This window comes from Actinomyces sp. oral taxon 171 str. F0337, from assembly GCF_005696555.1.
Classification (GTDB): Bacteria; Actinomycetota; Actinomycetes; order Actinomycetales; family Actinomycetaceae; genus Actinomyces; species Actinomyces oris_E.
Window position 1 is genome coordinate 605,945 of record NZ_CP040005.1, and the last position, 22,526, is coordinate 628,470.

General features: G+C 70.1%; 22 protein-coding genes. 17 read left to right on the forward strand and 5 right to left on the reverse strand.

What is annotated here, in order from left to right; all coding sequences use genetic code 11:
- Positions 1–287 precede the first annotated feature (287 nt).
- Genes folP through FBF36_RS02640 form a run of 5 tightly spaced genes read left to right on the forward strand, consistent with a single transcriptional unit; the run spans position 288 to position 6,715 of the window.
- A complete protein-coding gene (gene folP / locus FBF36_RS02620) occupies positions 288–1,130 on the forward strand; it encodes a dihydropteroate synthase (protein ID WP_412784060.1) in 843 nt (280 codons plus the stop codon).
- Entirely contained in the window at positions 1,127–3,877 is a 2,751-nt protein-coding gene (gene folK, locus FBF36_RS02625) for a 2-amino-4-hydroxy-6-hydroxymethyldihydropteridine diphosphokinase (RefSeq protein ID WP_138137133.1), read from the forward strand. The genes folP and folK overlap by 4 nt, the downstream gene beginning before the upstream one ends.
- Positions 3,877–4,377, forward strand: coding sequence for a DUF3180 family protein (locus tag FBF36_RS02630; RefSeq protein WP_009395899.1), 501 nt, complete (start codon positions 3,877–3,879; stop codon positions 4,375–4,377). The genes folK and FBF36_RS02630 overlap by 1 nt, the downstream gene beginning before the upstream one ends.
- Positions 4,374–4,958 carry a PH domain-containing protein gene (locus FBF36_RS02635; RefSeq protein WP_009395897.1) on the forward strand — a complete coding sequence of 195 codons (585 nt, stop codon included), beginning with the start codon at positions 4,374–4,376 and terminating at the stop codon, positions 4,956–4,958. Before FBF36_RS02630 ends, FBF36_RS02635 begins: the two co-directional genes overlap by 4 nt.
- Positions 4,955–6,715 (forward strand): PH domain-containing protein, encoded by a 1,761-nt coding sequence (locus tag FBF36_RS02640; RefSeq protein ID WP_009395896.1) that lies wholly within the window; start codon positions 4,955–4,957, stop codon positions 6,713–6,715. The genes FBF36_RS02635 and FBF36_RS02640 overlap by 4 nt, the downstream gene beginning before the upstream one ends.
- Position 6,716: 1 nt before the next feature.
- Here the strand turns inward: FBF36_RS02640 and FBF36_RS02645 are convergent, their stop codons facing one another.
- Entirely contained in the window at positions 6,717–7,700 is a 984-nt protein-coding gene (locus FBF36_RS02645) for a Rossmann-like and DUF2520 domain-containing protein (RefSeq protein WP_138137135.1), read from the reverse strand.
- A 63-nt stretch (positions 7,701–7,763) separates the two neighbouring features.
- Here FBF36_RS02645 and panC point away from each other — a divergent pair, with 63 nt between their 5' ends.
- From panC to FBF36_RS02665, 4 genes are all read left to right on the forward strand, one after another.
- Positions 7,764–8,771 (forward strand): pantoate--beta-alanine ligase, encoded by a 1,008-nt coding sequence (gene panC / locus FBF36_RS02650; protein WP_138137137.1) that lies wholly within the window; start codon positions 7,764–7,766, stop codon positions 8,769–8,771.
- A gap of 151 nt (positions 8,772–8,922) precedes the next feature.
- On the forward strand, positions 8,923–9,378 hold the full coding sequence (panD, locus tag FBF36_RS02655; RefSeq protein WP_009396893.1) for an aspartate 1-decarboxylase: 456 nt from the start codon (positions 8,923–8,925) through the stop codon (positions 9,376–9,378).
- 84 nt (positions 9,379–9,462) lie between these two features.
- Positions 9,463–10,662, forward strand: coding sequence for a hypothetical protein (locus FBF36_RS02660; RefSeq protein ID WP_009396891.1), 1,200 nt, complete (start codon positions 9,463–9,465; stop codon positions 10,660–10,662).
- Between the two features lie 106 nt (positions 10,663–10,768).
- Positions 10,769–12,469 carry a lysine--tRNA ligase gene (locus FBF36_RS02665; protein ID WP_009396889.1) on the forward strand — a complete coding sequence of 567 codons (1,701 nt, stop codon included), beginning with the start codon at positions 10,769–10,771 and terminating at the stop codon, positions 12,467–12,469.
- Positions 12,470–12,481: 12 nt separating this feature from the next.
- Here the strand turns inward: FBF36_RS02665 and FBF36_RS02670 are convergent, their stop codons facing one another.
- Positions 12,482–13,423, reverse strand: a complete 942-nt coding sequence (locus tag FBF36_RS02670) for a GlxA family transcriptional regulator (protein ID WP_009396887.1) — start codon at positions 13,421–13,423, stop codon at positions 12,482–12,484.
- Here FBF36_RS02670 and FBF36_RS02675 point away from each other — a divergent pair.
- The 4 genes from FBF36_RS02675 to FBF36_RS02690 all read left to right on the forward strand — a co-directional run bounded on the left by FBF36_RS02675 (position 13,415) and on the right by FBF36_RS02690 (position 16,053).
- Positions 13,415–13,621: a hypothetical protein gene (locus FBF36_RS02675; RefSeq protein ID WP_138137139.1), complete on the forward strand. Its 207-nt coding sequence runs from the start codon at positions 13,415–13,417 to the stop codon at positions 13,619–13,621. The two genes, FBF36_RS02670 and FBF36_RS02675, sit on opposite strands and share 9 nt — an antisense overlap.
- The gene (locus tag FBF36_RS02680; RefSeq protein WP_009396883.1) at positions 13,618–13,929 is read left to right on the forward strand and encodes a cupin; all 312 of its coding nucleotides are present in this window, start codon (positions 13,618–13,620) and stop codon (positions 13,927–13,929) included. The genes FBF36_RS02675 and FBF36_RS02680 overlap by 4 nt, the downstream gene beginning before the upstream one ends.
- Before the next feature lie 212 nt (positions 13,930–14,141).
- Positions 14,142–15,443 carry an AAA family ATPase gene (locus tag FBF36_RS02685; RefSeq protein ID WP_009396881.1) on the forward strand — a complete coding sequence of 434 codons (1,302 nt, stop codon included), beginning with the start codon at positions 14,142–14,144 and terminating at the stop codon, positions 15,441–15,443.
- 61 nt (positions 15,444–15,504) lie between these two features.
- Positions 15,505–16,053, forward strand: a complete 549-nt coding sequence (locus FBF36_RS02690) for an RloB family protein (RefSeq protein WP_009396879.1) — start codon at positions 15,505–15,507, stop codon at positions 16,051–16,053.
- Here the strand turns inward: FBF36_RS02690 and FBF36_RS02695 are convergent.
- From FBF36_RS02695 to FBF36_RS02705, 3 genes are read right to left on the reverse strand one after another with little or no spacing between them, the layout of a single operon-like run.
- The gene (locus tag FBF36_RS02695; RefSeq protein ID WP_009396877.1) at positions 16,050–16,586 is read right to left on the reverse strand and encodes a DivIVA domain-containing protein; all 537 of its coding nucleotides are present in this window, start codon (positions 16,584–16,586) and stop codon (positions 16,050–16,052) included. The two genes, FBF36_RS02690 and FBF36_RS02695, sit on opposite strands and share 4 nt — an antisense overlap.
- A gap of 51 nt (positions 16,587–16,637) precedes the next feature.
- On the reverse strand, positions 16,638–17,201 hold the full coding sequence (locus tag FBF36_RS02700) for a DivIVA domain-containing protein (protein ID WP_009396875.1): 564 nt from the start codon (positions 17,199–17,201) through the stop codon (positions 16,638–16,640).
- Positions 17,198–17,935, reverse strand: coding sequence for a pentapeptide repeat-containing protein (locus FBF36_RS02705; protein WP_009396873.1), 738 nt, complete (start codon positions 17,933–17,935; stop codon positions 17,198–17,200). Before FBF36_RS02705 ends, FBF36_RS02700 begins: the two co-directional genes overlap by 4 nt.
- A gap of 260 nt (positions 17,936–18,195) precedes the next feature.
- Between FBF36_RS02705 and FBF36_RS02710 the strand changes: the two genes are divergently transcribed.
- From FBF36_RS02710 to fepB, 4 genes are read left to right on the forward strand one after another with little or no spacing between them, the layout of a single operon-like run.
- On the forward strand, positions 18,196–19,209 hold the full coding sequence (locus FBF36_RS02710) for a FecCD family ABC transporter permease (protein ID WP_009396871.1): 1,014 nt from the start codon (positions 18,196–18,198) through the stop codon (positions 19,207–19,209).
- The gene (locus FBF36_RS02715; protein ID WP_009396869.1) at positions 19,206–20,324 is read left to right on the forward strand and encodes a FecCD family ABC transporter permease; all 1,119 of its coding nucleotides are present in this window, start codon (positions 19,206–19,208) and stop codon (positions 20,322–20,324) included. The genes FBF36_RS02710 and FBF36_RS02715 overlap by 4 nt, the downstream gene beginning before the upstream one ends.
- The gene (locus FBF36_RS02720) at positions 20,321–21,355 is read left to right on the forward strand and encodes an ABC transporter ATP-binding protein (RefSeq protein ID WP_225792443.1); all 1,035 of its coding nucleotides are present in this window, start codon (positions 20,321–20,323) and stop codon (positions 21,353–21,355) included. The genes FBF36_RS02715 and FBF36_RS02720 overlap by 4 nt, the downstream gene beginning before the upstream one ends.
- A complete protein-coding gene (fepB, locus tag FBF36_RS02725; protein WP_009396866.1) occupies positions 21,352–22,455 on the forward strand; it encodes a Fe2+-enterobactin ABC transporter substrate-binding protein in 1,104 nt (367 codons plus the stop codon). The genes FBF36_RS02720 and fepB overlap by 4 nt, the downstream gene beginning before the upstream one ends.
- Positions 22,456–22,526 lie beyond the last annotated feature (71 nt).

Sequence of the window (22,526 nt, forward strand, 5' to 3'; positions counted from 1 at the left end):
TCGAAGGGACGGACTGCAGTGGCGTCTCCGCCTTTCGATGGAGGACCGCTGATGCCGGTCAGTCGCAGCCCCCAGTCACTTCGACCGAAACTTCATAATCGACCCGGCTCCGCGTCTTCTATGAAGTTTCGGTCGAAGTGAGGTGCCCTGACCCAGCCGGATCGTGTTCCGGCTCTCAGTTTGCGGCGGGCTGAAGATGTTTCGGTCCTCCCGCAGCGGCGGGCCAACCGTTAGCCTGACCCCGTGACGATTCTTCCAGCCGCCGCCCCGGCCCCCTGCCGGGGTTCGTGCCCCGCGACCGGACGCTCCTCATGGGCGTCCTCAACGTCACTCCTGACTCCTTCTCCGACGGCGGCCGTTGGGCCGCCCCCGAGGCGGCCGCCGCCCACGCCCGCGAGCTCATCACCCAGGGCGCCGACATCATCGACATCGGCGGGGAGTCCACCCGCCCCGGCGCCCAGAGGGTCGACGTCGACACCGAGATCTCCCGCGTCCTGCCCGTGGTGCGCGCGCTCCTCGCCGACGGGACAGACGGGACAGGCACTGCCGGCAGCGCCGTCATCTCGGTGGACACCATCCATGCCGCCACCGCCGAGGCCGCCATCGACGCCGGCGCCCACATCATCAACGACGTCTCCGGAGGCCTGGCCGACCCCGCCATGCACGGCCTCATCGCCCGCACCGGCGTCGTCTACGTCTGCCAGCACTGGCGCGGCGACCCCGAGACCATGGACCGGCTCACCGACTACCCCGGCGGCGTCGTCGCCGGGGTCGAGGCGGAGCTGCGCGAGCGCCTGAGTGAGCTCGACGCCGCCGGGGTGGACCGCTCCCAGGTGGTCCTGGACCCCGGACTCGGCTTCGCCAAAACCCACGCCCAGTCCTGGGAGCTGCTGGCGGCCACCTCCCGCCTCATCGCCGACCTCGGTCAGCCGATACTGGTCGGCTCCTCCCGCAAGCGCTTCCTCGCCCAGGCCGCCGAGGCCGAGGCCACCCCCGTCCAGCGCGACGCCGCCACCGCCGCCACCACCGCCCTGGCCGCCGCCGCAGGCGCCTGGGCCGTCAGAGTCCACGAGGTCCCGGCCAACCGGGCCGCCGTCCGCACCGCCTCCCTCTGGAAGGAACATCAGTGAGCACCACCGTCTCCGCGACCACCGACCGGATCAGCCTCGTCGGCCTGTCCGCCCGTGGCCACCACGGCGTCCTGCCCTTCGAACGTGAGGAGGGCCAGCTCTTCACGGTCGATGTCATCCTCGACCTGGGGCAGCGCGGTACCGCCGTGGCCGCCGTCACCGACTCGGTGACCGACGCCGTCGACTACTCCCGCGTGGCCAACGGCATCGTGAGCATCATCGAGGGGGAGCCGGTCAACCTCATCGAGTCCCTGGCGGACCGGATCGCCGAGCGGGTCCTGTCCTTCCCTCGCGTCGTGGCCGCCGAGGTCACTGTGCACAAGCCCCAGGCCCCTCTCGACGTCGCCTTCGAGGACGTCTCGGTGACCATCCACCGGGTGGCCGACGCCGCAGCCGGACACGGTGGGGCTCCTGCCTCCAGCCAGGCCGCCTGGGCCGCGCAGGCCGAGGCGCCGGTGGCCGTGTCGGCCCAGTCCTACGCGTCCCCCTCCTCCTCAGCCTCCCCGGTGGCCGCCGTCTCACCGGCGGCGCCCTCCTACGAGCCCCCCGCCGCGACTGCCGCGGCACCCCTCGTCTCGGAGGTCCCCGACTTCGCGGGCTCCTCCTTCACAGGCGGCGACGCATCCGCTGCCGCCGCCCCGGTGGTGCCGACCTCCGAGCCTCCCATCACCCCGACGCCCTCGCCGGCCTCGCCGCTGGAGGCGCCGGCCCGCTCGTCCTTCGCGGCCGCCGCACCCTCAATCCCCACGCCGATGCCGGTCGAGCCCAGCGTTCCCGGCGGGGGCGTCGAGTCGACCCGGTCCTGGGCACCGGACTGGGCCACCGACGGCGCAGACTCCTCCGTCTCGTCGGACTCCTCCTGGGCTCCCGAGGCTCCCGAGATCTCGGAGGCACTCAGCCAGTCCTCCAGCGCGGCAGCCGGTTCCCACGCCGCATCGAGCGCGCTGGAGACCCCATCGACCAGCGCCCCCACCGCGGCCTCCGCCGGCAGGACCGCCGGTGCTGACGGATTCGTGAGCCTGGCGGCCGATGCGCTGGGTTCGGTTCCCGTTGTTACTGAGCCGGAGCCCGCCGCCTCCAGCTATGCCGAGGAGGCGGCTGCCGACTCTTCCGCAGGGACCTTGTCCGAGCCGACCTCTGCGGCCGATGACCTCGGCGTCCAGCTGCCCCACGAGGGCCGCCACGTGGCCTCCTCCGAGGAGGATGAGCGGCTGGTCGCCCCGGCCGTCGACAGCTCCGCGGACCTGCTGAGTGGGCCCGTCGCCTTCGGCGAGTCCGGCTCCTACAGCGGGGCAGCCTACAACCAGGCCGGTTATGCCGGGGACTATGCCGGGGACACTGCCCCCGAGACGGCGGGCTCCGACGCGGCCGGCCTCTCCTTCCCCGCGCCGGGCGGTGACGCCTCCAGCTTCGGGACCACCGACGCCAACGGATTCATTGACGCCTCCTCCGCCCCGGTCTCCCAGACCCCGGCCGAGCCCGAGCCCAGTCCCTTCGCCGTCCCCGACGAGTACCCCGGTACCGTGGGCCAGGAGGGCGCGGCACCTGCCCATTTGGAGTCCTCCTCCACCCAGCCCTCCGTCTCTGAGGACCTCTCCCAGCCCGCCGGCGGCTCGTACGCCGCGCCGTCGGCGCAGTCCGACTTCCTGGGCGCTGCCTCCCCCGGCGCCGCACCGGCGGCTCCCGCCGCGCCTGAGGTTCCGGCCGCTCCGGTCGACCCGCTCGCCGAGCGGCCCGCACGCCCCGTCGGCGTCGTCTTCGGTCTGGGCGCCAACGTCGGCGGCGTCGTGGACTCCCTGCGCACGGCCGTCCAGAGCCTCAAGGCCGCCGAAGGCATCGAGGTCACTCAGGTGGCGCCGCTGGCCCGTACTGTCGCCGTCGTGGCCGAGGGTGCCGATCCCCAGCCCGACTACCTCAACACGGTGGTCACAGCCATGACGACCCTGTCCCCGCGAGAGCTGCTTGAGGTCTGCCAGTCCTTGGAGGTCGCGGCCGGGCGCGTGCGCACCGAGCCGTGGGGCGTGCGCACCCTGGACGTCGACCTGGTGGAGGTCGAGGGCGTCACCTCCACCGACCCGGCCCTGTCCCTGCCGCACCCACGTGCCGCCGAGCGCGCCTTCGTCCTCGTGCCGTGGAGCCAGGCCGACCCCTTCGCCGAGCTGGCCGGGCACTCCGTGTCCGAGCTTGCCGAGAACGCCCCCGACCGGGGTGGCCTGCGCTGGCTGGCCTTCGACTGGCTCGAATCCGATGCTCTCCCGGACAAGCCCACCGGCCCCTACGTGGAGCCCCCGGTGGAACAGGACGCCGCTGGCGCCGAGCCCGAGCTGGTCTACGACGCCACCCGTGACGAGTCCTCCGTGGCCGACTCCTCCCTGTCCGCCGACTACGCCGGCGGTATCTCCGAGGGCTCATCGGCCGCCGCGGAACCCACCGCCTCGGCGCAGCCCTTCAGCGACCAGGCACCGGTCGAGTCCTCCCCCTTCGGCCAGCCGTCTTTCGACGCCTCCAACGAAGCGAATGCCTGGTCCGGGCGAGTCCCGCAGATCGACTCGCCCTACCAGGCCGCCTCGGCCCCCGAGGCGGCCGGCCCGCAGGGCGCCCACGCCCCCGGCCACACGGCCGGCCCGGACGAGTTCCCCAACGACCAGCAGGATGACGCCTCCGGGGGCGCCTGGAAGTCCCCGCTCCAGTGGAATGACGTCATCGGCGGTGGCGCCCAGGGGACAGGTCCCCGCCAGGACGCCTGATGCGGCGCACCCGCTGGACCAGTGCCGTCACCTGGTTCGTCGCCGCCGCGGTGGTCTCCTGGGTGGCCGGTGACCTCCTGCTGCGCCACGTCGGCTGGGTCCCGGTCCTCTCCCCCTGGGGGGCGGTGACTGCGCTGGTCATCGCCGGTATCGTCCTGGTGTCCGGTCTGGCGGTCAGGCGCCTGCGGGCGCGTGAGCACACCTGGATCACCCCGACCGGCGCCGCCACCACGGCCGCCGCCGCCCAGGCCTCAGCCATCGTGGGGGCGGTCCTGGGCGGCGTCTACGGCGGCGGGATCATCCTGGCTCTCGTGACACCGCGCTCGCCGGCCATGACTCACCTGGCCTGGACCTCGACCGGATGCCTCATCGCCTGCCTCGTGTGGTGCGTCATCGGCTTCGTCGTCGAGCAGTGGTGCTCCATCTCCGGTGACGGTGACGACGACAGCTCGTCCGGCACCTCCGGACGGGCCCCCGAAGGACCAGGAGCTCCCGCATGAACAGTCCCGACACCGTGGCCAGTGCCGTCCCCGTCACCCCCGCCGTCCCGGACCCGGCCTCCGGCCGCGCCTGCGACCCGCCTACGCCGCCACCCGCCGGAGCCGATCCCTTCGCCCCCGACGGCGTCGTCTTCCACCCGGTCTCGCACCGCCTCATCACCGCCCGTTTCCTGGGGGCCGGTATCGTCAGTGCCGTCCTCCTCATCGGCTCCGCCATCCCCGGCGTGCTCGTCTCTCGCGCGTTCTTCATCCCGGCGGCGCTCGCCGCGGTCCTGTTCGTCTGGCTGCTCTGGCTCATCCCGCGCCAGGTGCGGGCCATGGGCTACGCCCTGGCGGACAACCACCTCCTGTGGCGCCACGGCGTCATGTTCCGCTCCATCACAGTCACCCCGTACGGGCGCATGCAGTTCGTGGACACCTCCCAGGGACCGCTCGCCCGCCGGCTGGGCATCGCCGAGGTCAGGCTCCACACGGCCTCGGCCAGTACCGATGCCACGATCAACGGGCTGCCGGTGGTCGAGGCCGAGAACCTGCGCCGGGTCCTGTCCCAGCGCGGTGAGGAGAGGATGGCCGGGCTGTGAGCTCCAGCTGGGAGAGCAGGCTGGAGGCATCCCGGAAGGCGAGGGCGGAGGCCTCGGGTGAGGGCGAGCCCGCCGCCTCCCGGGACCTGCCCCTTCCCGACAACGTCACCTGGCACCGGGTCAGCGTCATCACGCCGCTGCTGGAGGGCTGGAAGATCGTCACCGGTGTCCTCGCCTTCGTCACGGCTCAGAACCTCGACGAGCTGGTGCGCGCCTATCGCTTCATCTCCGAGCACGGCTTCTCCCTGGGCGGTCAGGTCGGGTACTACTTGCTCGGCCTCATCGCGCTCATCGCCGTGTGGGTGGTGCTCGGGCTGCTCAGCTGGTGGCGGCGCGCCTACGCCGTGGACGCCGACGGCGTCTACCTGCGCTCGGGCATCCTCAGCCGCAAGCTGCGTACGGCCCGTCTGCCGCGGATCCAGTCCGTCGACGTCGTCCACCCCCTGCTCGGACGCATCTTCGGCGTGGGGAGGCTGATCGTCGAGGTCGCCGGCGGCCGGAACTCGCGGGTCGTCATCGGCTTCCTCACCACCCGCGAGCTTCAGGCCCTGCGTGACCGCATCCTCGACCTGGCCGCCGGACAGATAGACATGCCCGGACCCGCCTCGGAGGACGGTGCCGTCCAAGACAACGGAGCGGGCTACGACACTGGCGGCATCGACGGTCTCGCTTCCACCGCCCGGCCCGAGGGCCTCACACCGGAGGGGACGCCGGGCTCGGAGGCCGCCCCCTCCACCAGGCGGCGCTCCACGCAGCTGCGGGCCTCTCACTTCCAGGAGCACCCGCTCTACAGTGTCGACGGCGCCACCCTCCTCGGGTCCCTGCTGCGCAGCTCCTCGGTCTACGTGCTCGGGCTGACGGTCATCGGCACGCTTGCGGTCGGGATCCTCATCGTCATCTCGGACTTCGTGACCGGCCGCGAAGCGCTGACGATCATCTCCTCCTACATCACGATCGTCATCGCGATGGCGACCATCGTGTGGAGCCACTTCAACAGCGCCTGGAACTTCCACGCCGCCGCCACCCCCAGCGGTATCCGCATGAGCTACGGCCTCACCGCCGAGACCTCCCGGACGCTGCCGCCCGGGCGGGTCCATGGCGTCGGGCTCACCGGGCCGATCCTGTGGCGCCGCAAGGACTGGTGGAAGGTGAATGTCACCGTGGCCGGCCGCGATGAGAACCCCCACGACGGCCAGACTCGCGAGATCGGCAACATGCTCCTGCCCGTGGGCAGCCGGGACACCGCCCTGCGCGCGCTGTGGCTCGTGGTCCCCGACCTGGGCGTGCCCGATCCGGATACCTTGCTCAGCCAGGCCCTTACCGGCCGCGACGACGAAGGCGTCGGCGACCCGCAGGCCCCGGCGGGCTCAGTCGAGCGCGGCTTCGTGCGCATCAGCCGCCGCGGACGGATCTTCCGCCCCCTGACCTGGCGGCGCGCAGCGATCATCCTCACCGACACCTGCGTCATCATCCGCCACGGCCGCTGGCGGCGGCGGGTGTCCGTCATCCCCTACGAACGCATCCAGTCCCTCAATGTCCAGCGAGGGCCGCTGGATCGCAGGCTGAGCCTGGCCTCCCTCCGCCTCGACATGGTCGCCCGCGAGGTCCCCACCTCGATCACGAACCTCGACGCCGCCGACGCCAAGGCCCTCGCGGCGCAGATCAGTCAGCGGGCGCTGCACCGCTCCAGCGCCGAGCAGCTCGACCGGTGGCTCGCGCGCGCCGTCGCCGCCACTCAGGCCGCTGATCCCTCGTAGGTCAGCCCTCGAGCCGCTCCGGGCCCAGGACCTCGCGCAGCCGCAGGGCCTGCTCGGCGGTCAGCCGGCCGGTGGCCTCGCAGCGCTCGGTGGTGGCGGCGGCCAGCTGCCGGTAGGAGGCGACGACGTCGTCGAGACCCCGCCCCTCGCTGTCGCGCAGCGAGGAGAGCGCCTCCAGGTGGGAGGCCACCGTCCCGGCGTCACCCCGCGAGACCGGGCCGGTCAGTCCCGCCTCGCCCTCATGCAGGGCCCGGTCCAGGGCCGCCGTGAGCAGAGGGCCGAGCGTGGCCGCACCGTCCTCGACCCCGGCGGCCGCCAGCACCCGGACGGCCTGCGTCGCCACGGTCAGCAGGTGGTTGGCGCCATGGGCGAGGGCCGCGTGGTAGGTCGGGCGCGCCGACTCCTCCAGGACGAAGGGCTCCCCGCCGAGCTCGACCACCAGCGCCTGCGCGATCGGAAGCACCGCGGCGGGCGCGGTCACGGCCATCGGGCAGCCGACGAGCCGGGCCACATCCGTGGAGAACCCGGAGAAGGTCATTGCCGGGTGGATCGCCAGCGGGATCGCCCCGCAGCGCTGGGCCGGCGCGAGCACCGCGACCCCGTAGCGACCCGAGGTGTGGGCCACCAGCTGGCCCGGCTGCCAGCGCCCCAGGTCCGCCAGCCCCTGGACGAGCGGCTCGAGGGCGTCGTCGGGCACGGCCAGCAGGACCAGCTCAGCGCGCTCGACGATCTCCTCGACCTCCAGGACCGGGACACCCGGCAGCAGCATCTCGGCGCGTTCACGCGAGTCCTCCGAGACCGCGTGGACGCCGACCACCTGGTGCTCCACCGCGCGCAACGCGCAGCCCAGGACCGCGCCGACACGCCCGGCGGAGATGATGCCGACGCCCAGCCGGCCCGGCCTGCTCGGAGTGGCCGCGGGGACGGAGGCCTGAGCCGCGTGCCCGCCGCCTACGCCGGGACCCGTGCCATCGATGTCGCTCATGCCCCGATGCTCTCATGCCCGCGGCTCCCGGCGGATTCGGCACCGCCCAGCAGGGCGACTAGCGTGGGGTGCGTGAGCACCGAACCCGCACCGACGCCCGTTCCCGCACCCCGATCAACCGGCGCCGCAACCGTCCTCGCCCGCAGCCGAGCCGACCTCGTCTCCGCCCTGGCCGAGTCCCCCGACCCGCGGGCGGTCGTCATGACCATGGGCGCCCTCCACGAGGGCCACTTCGACCTCGTGCGTGAGGCCGCCCGCCGCGTCGGGCCGACCGGCACAGTGGTGGTCACCATCTTCGTCAACCCCTTGCAGTTCGCCCCCACCGAGGACCTCGACTCCTACCCGCGTGACCTCGAGGGCGACCTGGATGGCCTCACCCGGACCCTCACCGGTGCCGACGGCGCCCTCGGCGTGGGACGGCTCATCGTCTTCGCCCCCACCCCTGAGATCATCTACCCCTCCGGGCAGCCGGCCGTGCGCATCGACCCCGGCCCCATCGCCACCGTCCTGGAGGGCCGTACCCGCCCCACCCACTTCGCCGGCGTCTGCCAGGTGGTGCTCACCCTCATGCACCTGACCGCCCCGCGCTGGGCGCTGTTCGGCCGCAAGGACGCCCAACAGCTGGCGATCATCGAGTCCATGGTGCGCGACCTCGCCGTCCCGCTGGAGATCGTGCCGGTCGACATCCGCCGCGAGAGCGACGGCCTGGCCATGAGCTCGCGCAACGCCTACCTCAGCCCTGACCAGCGCCGTCAGGCCCTGGCCCTGTCACGAGCGCTCCAGGCCGGCCGGGATGCCGCCGCTCAGGGGGCCGGCTCCGGGGCCCGACCCGACCCCGCCGACATCCGCCGCGCCGCCCTGGCGTCCCTGGAGGAGGCCGACGGCGTCGAGGTCGACTACGTGGCCCTCGTCGCCCCGGACAGCTTCGAGGACCTGGCCGACGCCGGCCTCGGCCTGCCGCGCAGCGAGCCGGCGGGGGAAGGGCTTCCCGCCACAGGACTGCTGGCCGTCGCCGCGCGCGTCGGCACCACCCGCCTCATCGACAACACCCTCATCGACCTGCGTCCCTGAGCGTCCTGCCCGCCTGGGCGCTTGCGCGGGCAGGCCGCCGCGAACCGGGGCCGACCCCGGCACGCCACGCCGTCCGCAGTCCTGTCAGGTCGCTCACCCTGTGCCGCACCGTACAGTGCGCCGGGCCCACCGCCGTCTACGCTGTGCCGCGATGAGCCCCCGCACCCGGACGATGATGACGTCCAAGATTCACCGTGCCACCGTGACGCAGGCCGACCTCGACTACGTCGGCTCGATCACGGTGGACGTCGACCTGCTCGAGGCGGCCGACCTGCTGCCCGGCGAACGCGTCGACATCTGCAACTGCACCAACGGCAACCGTCTGTCCACCTACGTCATCCCCGGCGAGCGCGGCGGCGGAGAGATCTGCGTCAACGGCGCCGCCGCCCACCTGGTCAGTCCCGGCGACGTCGTCATCCTCATCGCCTACTCCCAGATGTCCGACGCCGAGGCCCGCACCTACCTGCCCCACGTCGTCTTCGTCGACGCGGCCAACCGGATCGTGGAGCGCGGTACCGACCCCGGCCAGATCCCGGCCGACTCCGACGTCGCCCGCCTCCAGGGGCTGCGTCCCTCCGGCATCCCCCTGGCCGACGCCCGCGCCTGAGCGCTCCGCGGGCCGGGACCGCCGCCGTACCAGGCCGCCTCGAACTGCCCCAGACACCGCCGTGCTCCGATAAAGTCGGGAAGCGTGCTGGGGCAGATCAAGGACGAGGACATCTACGAGCTCTACACCACCCGAGAGCTGACGATCGAGGGCGTGCGCACGGCGCTGCCAGGCCTCACCGTTGAGGGCAACGACGGCGACGGAACTCACCTCCGCCTCCGCGACGGCCACCTGCTGGTCCTCGAGCTGGAGGAGACCTCTCTGGACGTGCAGCTCGACTTCGTCGACTACGTCAAGGAGGTCTCCGGCTACCCCGATCTGCCCTATTGCTACCGGCTCACCTGGCCCAAGAGCTGGTTCCGAGGCGGCTCGGCCACCAAGAGGGCCCTGGCGCCGGCGCAGACCCTCGCCCGCTGGAACGACGGCGTCGTGGCCCTGTTCTTCGAGCGCGTGGTACGGCCGCAGGGAGCCCTGTCCGCGCCCGACTTCGATCCCGACGTCTACGAGAAGGACTGGGAACGGCTCGACGAGGACCTCCAGGTGGTCAAGATGCGGGCCTATGTGCGCGAGTCCGTCTGCCCCGATCCGGTCGAAGCCTGGATGCGCGCCATCTGGCGGGTGGCCCCGCACTGGAGCCCCACCGAGTACACCGGTCAGGCACGCATGCTGCCACTGAACGAGGCCACGATCGAGGCCGCCGATGAGCGCAGGTATGTCGACGACGTCGGGGTCTTCCTGACCGGACCTGCGCCGATCAATACGGTGACGCTTTGCATCCGCGGGGAGGACGCCCACGGCACGTACCTCGTTGAGTGGGAGGCTGGGCTGGAGCCCCTGAGCGTCGGCGACCTGGACCTCCTCCACGAGCTGCTGCTCGAGGCCTGCGACGAGCTCGGTGCCGACCTGGCCTGGGCACAGGTCCTCGACGGATGGCAGTACTCCTACGACGGCGACGTCATGCCCGGCTACTTCAGAGCCGAGCAGCCCCAGTCCCTGGCCGCCGACGGCGACGTCCTGAGCGGACTTCCCTCCACCCCGGTCCCGTGGTGCTACCTCGGGCCCGACTACACCAGGCTGCTCTCCTCCTTCCTGACTCGCACACCGCCCCAGTGGGAGCAGCGCACCACGGCCCGCGGCACCGCCCTGCGCCTGAGCCGGGTGCCGGTCAAGGGCGAGGCCCTGGGCCCCACCTGGTTCCCGGCCGAGTACTGCGTGTCCGTGCGCCGCGACAGGAAGGGAGAGGAAACGGTGACCGGGGCCGCCGTCGTGCCCGCCTGGACTTGACCGGAGGATCCGCCGCCAGCCGGTGTGACCAGGATCGGAGGTGGTTCGGGCGTCGTCGTGCCCCAGGGAGCCGCCGGGGCGGGCGGGCGCCGTTAGACTCCTTCACGTGACTGACGAGAGCACCCCCAGCCCCGACCCGATCACCACCGACGCCCCCGCCGACTCCCGGTCGCCGAAGTCGGCGATGTCTGCGGGCGATTCATCGGACCAGCCCAAGCAGCCCAAGGCCGACCCGGGCCCGGGCGAGCAGTTCGAGGTCCGCGCCGGCAAACGCGAGCGCCTGCGCGGCGAGGGCTGGGACCCCTACCCGGTCTCCGTGCCCGTCACCACCACCATCGCCGCCGTGCGCGAGGGCTACGCCCACCTCGCGGCCGGAGACGAGACCGACGACGTCGTCGGCGTGGCCGGCCGTGTCGTCTTCCTGCGCAACACCGGCCGCCTGTGCTTCGTCACCCTCCAGGACGGGGCCGGCACCACCCTGCAGGCCATGCTCTCGGCCAAGGCCCTGCCCGCCGAGGGCCACACCGCGCTCGCGGCCTTCAAGGCCGACGTCGACCTGGGCGACCACCTCTTCGTCCACGGCCGCGTCATCTCCTCGCGCCGCGGCGAGCTGTCCGTCATGGCCGAGCCCGTCCTGCGCGAGGGCGCCGAGGCCGCCTCCGCCGGGGACGACGACGTCGAGGTCCCCGCCTGGCGGATCGCCTCCAAGGCGCTGCGCCCCCTGCCCAAGACCTGGACCAACGAGGCCGGTGAGGCGGTGACGCTCTCGGAGGAGCAGCGCGTGCGCCGTCGCGAGCTCGACCTGCTCACCCGGCCCGCTGCCCGCGACATGGTGCGCACCCGCGCCGCCGTCGTGCGCTCCATCCGCGAGAACTTCTTCCGCCGCGACTACCTGGAGCTGGAGACCCCCATGCTCCAGGTCATTCACGGCGGGGCGGCCGCGCGCCCGTTCATCACCCATATGAACGCCTTCGACATGGACCTCTACCTGCGCATCGCCACGGAGATCTACCTCAAGCGCGCCGTGGTCGGCGGCGTCGACCGCGTCTTCGAGATCAACCGCAACTTCCGCAACGAGGGCGCCGACTCCTCCCACTCCCCGGAGTTCACGGCCCTGGAGGCCTACGAGGCCTACTCCGACTACGACGGCATGGCCGAGCTGACCCGCAACCTCGTCCAGCAGGCAGCCCGCGACGCCTTCGACCTGCCCGAGGGCGGGGAGGTCGTCACCCTGGCCGACGGCACCGAGTACGACCTGTCGGGCCAGTGGGACAAGATCGACCTCTACACCTCCGTCTCCGAGGCCCTCGGCGAGGAGATCACGGTGGAGACCCCGCGTGAGCGGCTGGTCGCCCACGCCGAGAGGATTGGCCTGGAGATCGACGACTACGCCGTGGCCGGCAAGGTCGTCGAGGACATCTTCGAGGAGCTCGTCGGCAACAAGCTGTGGGCGCCCACCTTCGTCTACGACTTCCCCGAGGACACCTCGCCGCTGACCCGCTACCACCGCAGCAAGCCGGGCCTGACCGAGAAGTGGGACCTCTACGTGCGCGGCTTCGAGACCGCCACCGCCTACTCCGAGCTCGCCGACCCCGTGGTCCAGCGCGAGCGCTTCGAGGCCCAGGCCCTGGCGGCCGCCAAGGGCGACCCCGAGGCCATGATCCTGGACGAGGACTTCCTGGTCGCCATGGAGCAGGGCTTCCCGCCCAGCGGCGGCATGGGCATGGGCATCGACCGCCTCCTCATGGTGCTCACCGGCCAGGGAATCCGCGAGACCATCACCTTCCCGCTGGTCAAGCGGAGCTGACCCCTCGAGCCCTTACTCGGGACCGCGAAACGTCTTTCGGTAGGCGCCGGGTGTGGTGCCCACGTGTCTGAGAAAGTGACGACGCAAGGTGCCGGCCGTCCCTAGACCCGTGCGTGTGGCGATGGCCTCCAGAGACAGGCCGGTCGTCTCAAGCAGATCCATGGCGGCCAGCACACGCTGGTGGACAAGCCACTGCAGCGGAGTCTGCCCTGTCTCGGCGACGAACCTGCGTGCCAGCTGCCGTTCAGAGAGGTGTGCACGGCGAGCAAGATCCGCTACGCCCACTGGGCGATCGAGGTGCGCCACGACCCAGGTGGTCAGTTCCGCCAGCCTGTTCTCCGGATGACGGGGGCGGGCTGCCGGCGCGACGTACTGGGCCTGGCCTCCTGCGCGGTGGGGTGGAACGACCATTCGCCGTGCGATGCGATTGGCTGTTGCGGCCCCATAATCACGGCGCACAAGATGCAGGCACAGGTCGATACCGGCGGCGACCCCGGCGCTGCTGGCCACATGCCCGTGGTCGATGTACAGGACATCGGGTGTGACGTCCACGGCCGGGTAGGCTGCGCGTAGTTCCTCGGCGTCCTGCCAGTGGGTCGTGGCTGACAGTCCGTCCAGAAGCCCCGTTGGGGCGAGTGCGAAGGCCCCGGTGCATATGGAGACGACTCGGGTGCCGCGGGAGTGTGCTGATCGCAGTGCCTCGAGTACGTCATCACTGGGCGTGGTATGGGGGCTGTATCCGGGAACGACGATGGTATCGGCCCGGCGCAGAGAGGAAGGACCACCTACTCCTGCGATCTGGAATCCGGTGGACGACAGCACCTGGCAGCCATCAGATGTCACAACCTCGAAGGAGTACTCGTCCTCCTCAGGATGGCCGAAGACCTGAGCGGCTGTGGACAGGTCGAAGGCGACGACGCCTGGCAGGGCCAGAGCGACAACGGTATGCGTCATGCGCACATGATGGCAGGAATTGCGTGCAGTATGTCGTTCCTGCCGCTCGTGCTCACTCGTCGTGACGACCAGACTGCAGTGATGAGTCGACTTGTTGTCGTCAACCTGTTCGAGCGGGGCGAGCAGCTGAGTATCACCTCGAGCCGTCAGGCGTCGCCCGAACAGGCAGGTATCGAGAGAAAGGCAGGTGAGCGATGAAGATCGTCACCGCTGCTGATGTCGCACTTGACCACGCTTGGGCCGCCATCGACCTGGCCCGTATCGCGGACGCCACGGTACGGCTTCACTGGACTGACGAACCCTATGTCTGGCACACCAACGACGGCGTTGAGGTCTTCGTCGTTCTCGACGGAGCAGTCGACATGCACTATCGCGACGAGGCCGGGACCCAGGTGACTCGGCTGGAACCCGGACGCATCTTCGTCGCAGAGGATGGCGACGAACATGTTGCCCACCCTGTTGGAACGGCCCGGATCCTCGTCATCGAGCAGGCCGGATCCATCTGACCGCACCGTTGCCCGCAGAGACGACTCCCAGGACTGTGCACCAGTATGGTGCGGATGGGCGGACAGGCCGCTGCGGGCGGCTAGGCGCCGAACATCTCCAGGCGGCGCTGGGCGGACTCGCGCTCGGCGCTCGAATGGTGAGGTTGGCGCCATGAACGTTGAACTTTGGGAAAAAACTTCCCCAAACGAGTTGTTCACACTAGGGTTGCGGTATGTTGCTGGACTTCACCGTGGCGAACTACCGCTGCTACGCAGAGGAGGCGACCCTTGATCTCACTCGGGGTTCGCTCAAGACTCTGACGCCGCGTGGCGGCTCCTCCTGGCAGGAGCAGACATGGCGCGTGGCGGCGATCTTCGGTGCCAACGCCTCAGGCAAGTCCACCCTCCTGGACGCACTTGACTGCCTACACCATGCCGTCGGTGATCAGCGGGACATCCTGTATCAGCCCTTCAGTCTCGATCGTGACCACGCGGCGCAGCCGTCCCGTTTCTCCATTGGTTTCACCCACGAGAACGAGCGCTACAGCTACAGTGTCGAGGCGCATCGCTGGGGCATTTCGCGTGAGGAGCTCTGGGCAGCGGGGCAGCGCTGGCGGAAGGTCTTCGTGCGTACCCAGGGCCCCGAGGATGACGAGCCCACGGTCGAGTCCGGCACCACCCTCAAGGGTGCCACGAACGAGGTTCGTCGAATCACGACGTCCAAGGACCTCTTCCTCGCCATCGCTCTCAAGTACAAGCACGCCACCCTTGCTCCGATTGCGCGCAGTTTGCGAGCCATGCGCTTCATCCACCATAGTGATGAGGAGCGCAGCTCGCGTCTGCGGTGGGTGATGAGTCGGCTCACGGACGCCCCTGAGCAGTGGACTGGCATCACGAATGCTATTGCTCAGGTTGCCGATCTTGGCATCGTCGGTCTCGAGGTCGAGAGGCAGGAGGTCCCTCGGGAGGTGCTTGAACTTCTGCGACGGTTTCCGTGGAGCGAGGACGAGGATTCTGAGGTTCCCGCCGAGGTGCTCAAGGAGCTCCAGCGTCACCTCGTCCTCCACCACCGCGGTGCCGACGGTGAGGAGTACCCATTGGCGAGCAGCCAGCAGAGTCAAGGAACTCTCACCTGGCTGGCGACGGTCGGTCCCGCCATCGATGCCTTGCAACTGGGCCAGGTGCTGTGTGTCGACGAGCTCGACGCGAGCCTCCACCCCACACTGACCGCCACGCTGGTGGACATGTTCAAGGACCCGGACTTCAATCCCCGGGGTGCCCAGATCGTCTTCACAACCCATGACACGGCGCTCCTGGACAATTCTCCCGTCCAGCTCCTGGAGGCGGGCGAGGTGTGGATGACGGAGAAGTCCCCCTTCGGTGCCAGTGAGCTCTTCTCGCTCGCAGACTTCCCCTCCAACCGCAAGGGCACGAACAAGCAGCGCCGCTACCTCGCCGGTGCCTTCGGTGCTATCCCTCGGGTAGACACCTCCAGCCTCCGCCGGTACCTCTCAACGCCGGCGGAGGCGAAGTGAGATGACACCACCGAGAAGGAAACGGCGCAGCCAACGAACCGAACTGCGCACCGTTCTCCTCGTGACTAATGGGCGGGTCACCGAGAACGCCTACCTGCAGCAGCTGTGCCGACGTGTGGACCGCGACAGAGTCTCAGCCAAAGTGAAGGTCATCAACGGTGACCCGCTCACCGTCGTCAAGGAGCTCAGCGGACCTCGGTCAGATCTCAGCGACTACAGGGAGGTGTGGATCGTCGTCGACCACGATGGCCGGGAACGTCATGACTTCCTCAAGGAATGCCGGAAATTGAGCAGCAGCCAGACCGTTGTCCATGGCATCGTCTCCGTGCCCTGCTTCGAGGTCTGGCTCAACGCCCATTACGACCCCGTGAAGAACTACCGGAACCAGGCGGACGCTCAGGCTCATTACCTGGAGTTGACGGGGCTCAGCAAGAAGAACGCCAAGGCGCTCCCTGACGACTTCCCCTGGGATGGGGCCGCACAGGCCGTGGTCAGGTGCCATCTGCCGACGGACAGCCTCCCTGAGCCTGACACTCAAGGGCCTTGCCCATCGACAACGATGCCCCACCTGCTCCGCGGTCTTGGACTCCTCAGCGCTGACGAGTTCTAAAACCCGGTAGTCCCCAGGCGGCGCTGGGCAGACTCGAGCTCGGCGCGCAGGTAGGCGTTCTCCTGCTGGAGCTGGGCGATGTACTGGTCGCGCTGCGCAATCGCCTGACCACTGGACGACTCTGTGGCGCTCGGCGTGGAGTATGACGCACTGCCGTACGTGTTGACTCCGGTGCTCCATGAGCTGCCGCCCCACTGCGACTCGTATCCCGAGGTCTGCGTGGCGCCATGTGCTTCCAGGTACCTCATCGTCTCCACGACGTGGTCGAGGAACCTGTCAACCTCGTCCTGCTCGTAGCCTTCCCGGAGCCTGGTGGCTGCGAACCTCACGTTCTGCACGTCATCGACCGTGAGCACCTCGACATGGGCGGAGTCGGACGCGTACCCGGAGGAATCTGCTCTCTCCTGAAGAACCTTCAGCGTGCTGGCGATCTTCTCAAGGAAGCTGTCGACCTCGCTCTGGCTGTAGCCCTCTCGGAACTGGGTGGCTGTGAACCTTACGTTGTCCACGTCATGGTTCGTCAGGATCGTCATGCGATCTGCTCCTTGCTGTGACTGCTTGGTGGTTGACAAGGGTGGCCGGGCCTAGAACCCGGTAGTCCCCAGGCGGCGCTGGGCGGACTCGAGCTCGGCGCGAAGGTAGGTGATCTCCTGCTGGAGCTGGGCGATGTACTGGTCGCGCTGCGCAATCGCCTGGGTGTACTGGGAGCCGCCGGCTTCGGAGCCGCCCGGGGTGTACCCGGCCTGGGCCGGGGCGGCGCCGTAGGCTTCGCCCCCGTACGCCCCACCGACTCCGGCGCTGGTGCCGGGCTGGCCGGCGAACGCGTTGGTGCGCGCCTGCGCCTCAAGCGCCTCCATGGTCGTGAGCACCTGGGAGAGGAAGGCATCAACCTGGTCGATGTGGTAGCCCGACCACCGGGTGGTCGAGAACCGGATGTTTCTGACGCCCTCCGACGTCAGGAGGATCTCGGTCAGCCGGTGCGAGGGGCCCGAGGATTCTCGTGACGTGCCGAGTCGCTCCTCGAACTCCCGCATCGTGGTGGTCACGTCGTCGAGGAAGACGTCGACCTCATCCTGGTTGTAGCCCTCCTTGAATGAGGAGACCTCGAACTTCACGTTGAGAACGTCGTCGGCCGTCAGCAGCGTCATGCGTGTGCACTTCCTGGTGTCGCGTTCTGTACGTGATCCCGGTCCTCGATCCGCAGTCCCAGGTGCTGCGCCAAGAGCGGAGCGAGCTCGGTGAGCTGCCCACTGCTGATCGTCGCTCCAGCCAGGGAGCTGATGCCGCTGACCACTGTCATCTCCAGCCCGCGCAGGTCGACGTCGCTCAGGCTCCCGCCACGCAGGCGCAGTACGCCCACCCGGCAGTCCTCGAAGCGGATCCGCTGGGCGTCGATACCGCTCAGGTCCAGCTCGTCGATCCGGGTTCCCCGGATGAGGACGTCGCGCAGGGCGGTCCCGACGAGGTTGGCGAAGCCCAGGCGACAGTCCTCAATAAGGACGGACTCGACGTCGGCGTCGTAGATCTCCCAGGCCCCGATACGGGAGTCGACCAGCTCCACCGTGCGCCATGTGGAGCGCGGACTGTGAAGGTAGGTGGCGCTCAGGCGCTCCAGACGGCAGTCGACCAGCCGCGCCGCGGCCAGGTCGGTGTCGTTGGCGAAGACCTCCGAGAACCGGCAGCTCAGCAGACTGAGTGCCGGCAGGTCCGCGCCGCTCAGGTCCGCCTCGACCAGCTGCAGGTCCTCGACCATCTCACCGGCGGCCAGCTCATCGGCCTCACCGTCGCGCAGGCGCCCGAGGTCCGGTGCCGCGAGGACCGGTGGCCTCGGTACGGCCAAGGAGGAGGCGTCATCGGCCGTGTCGGTCCGTCCTGCGGTCATGGTCCTGTTCTATCGCAGATCGCCCCCGGGCACCGGGGGTTGTTCTCCCCGGTCCTGGGTGCCGACAAGAGGGAGTCTGAGAACCGCCGCTCCTCGAACCGGACGGTGGCGCCCGAGCACTGATTAAACCAACAGGCCAGCCCAGGTTTGACAGACCTCGGTCGACACCTTAGGTTAGGTTTACCTTTGCATATCTGGGGTGGGGAGAGTAGATGTCGATTGGGGTCCTCGAGGATCGTCGTCGCCCCCGTTCTCAGAGGATGACGGAGGGGAGTGCTCGCGTGGTCGCGCGCCGTCCGGCCATCCTCCTGATCGCAGCCGTCCTGCTGGTCCTGTGCGTCCTGGCCTCCCTGTTCGTCGGCTCCTCCCGGATCCCCGCAGGCCAGGTCGCCCACTACCTGCTCCACCCCGACGCCTCCAACGTCAGCTACAACATCAACGTCCTGCGCGTGCAGCGCACCATCATCGGAGTGCTCGTCGGGACCGCCCTGGCGGTGGCCGGCGCGGTGATGCAGGCCGTCACCCGCAACCCCCTGGCTGAGCCCGGGCTGCTCGGTGTCAACGCCGGCGCCTCGCTGGGCATCATCCTGGGAACCGCCGCGCTCGGCGAGCTCGCGGTCCCCGACCAGCTGGCCCTGGCGGCAGGAGGAGCCCTGGTGGCGACCGCACTCGTCCAGATCATCGGCATGATCGGCGCCTCGAGCTCCTCGCCGGTACGCCTGGTGCTCATCGGTGTCGCCTTCTCGGCCTTCGCCGGGGCGGTCATCCGTGGCGTCGTGCTGACGACGCCGAGCCTGTTCCGCACCTTCATCGGCTGGGAGATCGGCTCCCTGACCCGCACCGACATCCCCCTGCTGCCCATGACGGCCCTCGTGGTGCTGGGGACCGTCGCCGCCCTCCTTCTGGCCGGGGCCCTGGACAACATCGCCCTGGGTGACGACGTCGCCGCCGCCCTGGGCACCCGGGTCGGCCTCGTGCAGGGCCTGAGCCTCACGGTCATCACGCTCCTGTGCGCCGCCGCCACCACAGTGGCCGGCCCCATCGGGTTCGTCGGGCTCATGGCCCCGCTGACGGCCTCCTGGCTCATGGGACCCCACCGGGGCTGGATCGTGGCCCTGTGTGCACTGGGCGGCCCCGTCGTCGTCCTGGCCGCCGACGTCCTGGGCCGCGTCCTGGCCCGCCCCGGCGAGATGCAGGTCGGTCTGCTGACGGCCTTCGTCGGTTCGCCCGTCCTGCTGCTCATGGTCCTGAGGATGAAGGACCGGGCCTCATGAGAAGAATCAGCCTGAACCGCGCAGCCTCTCCGGCACTTTCCCGCGCCGCCTCCGGCCCGAGCCGCAGCCTCCACGTGGGGGCCGACGCCGGACGCCTGTGGATCGTCGTGGGCCGCTGGTCGGCGCTCATCACCCCGAGCCATGTCATTGTCGGCCTCATGCTGCTGACTCTCAGCCTCGCGGTGGCCGTGGTCGCCCTGCGCCTGGGGAAGTTCCCCCTCTCCACCCAGGAGGTCATCGACGCGCTCCAGGGGCAGGGGCGCAAGATCGTCCAGGTCGTCGTCGTGCAGTGGAAGCTGCCCCGGATCGTGCTGGGACTCGTGGCAGGCCTGGCCCTGGGGGTGGCCGGGGCCGTCTTCCAGACCATCACCCGCAACCCCCTGGGCTCGCCCGATCTCATCGGCTTCAGCACGGGCGCGCAGACCGGGATCCTGGTCAGTGTCCTCCTCCTGCCCGGCTCCATGCTCTCCGCCTCCCTGGCCTCCTTCATCGGCGGGGCCGCCGTGGGGGCGGTGACCTACCTCGTCTCTCTGCGCGGCGGGTTCACCGGGCTGCGCTTCATCCTCGTGGGGATCGCCATCAGCTCCATGCTCATCTCCGTCAACCGCTGGCTGCTGGAGCGGGTCGACGACGACGAGGGCCTAGGGGCCCTCAAGGCCATCACCGGCACCCTCGGGGCGGCTCGGTGGACGGTGGTGGCCCCGACCTGCCTGGCCGTCGGGGTCACCGTGGCCCTCATCCTGCTGGCCTGCCGGCACCTGCAGGTCCTGGCCCTGGGGGAGCAGGTGGCCACCATCCTGGGCAGTCCCACCCGCCGGGCCAGTGCCGTCCTCATCCTGCTGGGCACCGTGCTGGTGGCGGTGGTGACGATGGCGGCCGGGCCCATCGGTTTCGTGGCCCTCGTGGCGCCCCACCTGGCCCGCCTCCTCACCGGCTCTCCGCAGTCCCCGCTGCTGGTGAGCGGTTTGACCGGGAGCCTTCTGCTGGTGGGCGCCGACCTGCTCAGCCAGCTGGTGCTCGAGTCGATGCCTGTGAGCGTGGTGACCAACGCCGTCGGCGGCCTCTACCTCATGGTGGCGCTGACCGTGGCGGCGCGCGGAAGGAGATCCCTGTGACTGGACCGATCGCCGACAGGCCCACCGACCACCCCACCACCCCGCCAGACGACGCGCCCGCCGCGGCCGGGGCGGCCGGGGCGGAGGCCTCCGAGATCCGACTGGCCGCCCGGGGCGCGACCATCGCCTACGAGCGTCACGTGGTCTCCCGCGACCTCGAGGTCGACATCCCGGCCGGTGTCTTCACCGCCATCGTGGGGCCCAACGCCTGCGGGAAGTCCACGCTGCTGCGCGCCCTGGCCCGGTTGCACCGGACCGCCCGGGGAGTGGTTCTCCTCGACGGCACCGACATCGTTCGCCTGGGCACCAAGGAGGTCGCCCGCCGGGTCGGTCTGCTGCCCCAGAGCGCCACCGTGCCCGGCGGCTTGCTGGTGCGCGACCTCGTGGCCCGCGGTCGCTTCCCCCACCAGGGCCTGTTTCGCCAGTGGTCGTGGCAGGACAGACAGGCCGTCGAGGAGGCCATGGAGATGGTGGGGATCACCGAGCTGGCCACCCGCGCCGTCGACGAGCTCAGTGGTGGACAGCGCCAGCGCGTGTGGATCGCCCTGGCCCTGGCCCAGGGCACCGAGACGATCCTGCTCGATGAGCCCACCACCTTCCTCGACCTGGCTCACCAGGTCGACATCCTCCAGCTGTGCCGCCGTCTCAACGCCGACGGCCGCACGGTGGTGGCCGTCCTGCACGACCTCAACCAGGCGGCGCGCTGCGCCGAGCACATGATCGTCATGCACGACGGTCGGGTCCGCACCACCGGCTCCCCGCGCACGATCCTCACTGAGGACCTCATCGAGGAGGTCTTCGGCCTGGCGGCCGTCATCGCCCCCGACCCGGTGGCCGGCACCCCCATGGTGGTTCCCCGCCACCTGGGCGCGGTCACGCCGGCCGGCCCTGACCCTGCCGCGACCCCCGCCGCTCCCGCCGACTCCGTCGGAAGTCCGGCACCACAGCCTTCTGCCGATCCCGCCTCGGCAGGAACCAGCCCGACTGCTCGTTCCCAGCAGGACGGACAAGAAAGGAACACAGATAGATGAACGCATCCTCGCGGCGTGCCAGCCGCCTGAGGCAGGGCCTCCTCGCCGTGGCAGCCATGGTGCTGAGCACCGGGCTGGTGGCCTGCGGCTCCTCCAACAGCTCGACATCCGCCTCAACGGCCGCCGGCTCCGCAGGGGCTTCCGGCGCTGCCTCAGCCGGGGCCTCCGGTGCCGCATCGTCCGGGGCCCCCGCCAAGGCCACCTGGCCGGTGACCATCAAGGGGGACGACGGCGTCGACGTCGAGATCAAGGCCGAGCCCAAGAGCATCGTGTCCACCTCCGTGACCCTGACCGGATCGCTCCTGGCCCTCGACGCCCCGGTGGTCGCCTCGACGCCGGCCAAGAAGAAGGATGAGAAGACCGACGACAACGGCTTCTTCACCCAGTGGTCCAAGCAGGCCACAGACAAGGGCGTCAAGGCCATCGACGGTTCCGAGGACAGCCTCGCCCAGACGGTCGCCGGCGACAACCCCGACCTCATCATCGTCGCCAAGACGGGGCAGGACTCGGCCGTCAAGGTCGTCGACAGCCTGCGCCAGCTCGAGGTCCCCGTCCTCGTCATCGACTACGGCTCGCACTCCTGGCAGGACGTCACCAAGACCCTGGGACAGGCCACCGGTCGCCAGGCCAAGGCCGACTCCGTCATCAAGGACTACACCACCAAGGCGGAGAAGGCCAAGAGCGCCATCGCCGTCCCGCAGGGCAAGACGTCGGTCTTCACCGTCCCCGGGGACGGCACCAAGGGCGCCAACGCCTTCACAGAGGAGGCCCCGCAGGTCCAGCTCCTCAAGGACCTGGGCTTCACCATCGCCACCGTCCCCGACAGCGTCAAGGGCGACCAGTCCATGGGTGATCGCAAGGACATCGTCCAGCTCTCGCCGGAGAACGTGCAGGCGGGACTCACCGGTGAGAACTGGGTGGTCATCGCCGCCGACGAGACCGCGAAGAACGCCGTCACCAGCAACGAGACCTTCAGCTCGGCGGCCCCGGTGACCGGCGGCAAGGTGCAGTACATGCCGCCCTCGTCCTTCCGGTTGGACTACTACTCGGCCCTCGAGATGCTTGAGGCCGTCCAGAAGGCCTACCCCAAGACCTCCTGAACCACTGACGACCTGAGCATCGATGCGCTGGTGCCCCGGGCTCTCGGCCCGGGGCACCAGCGCATATCGGT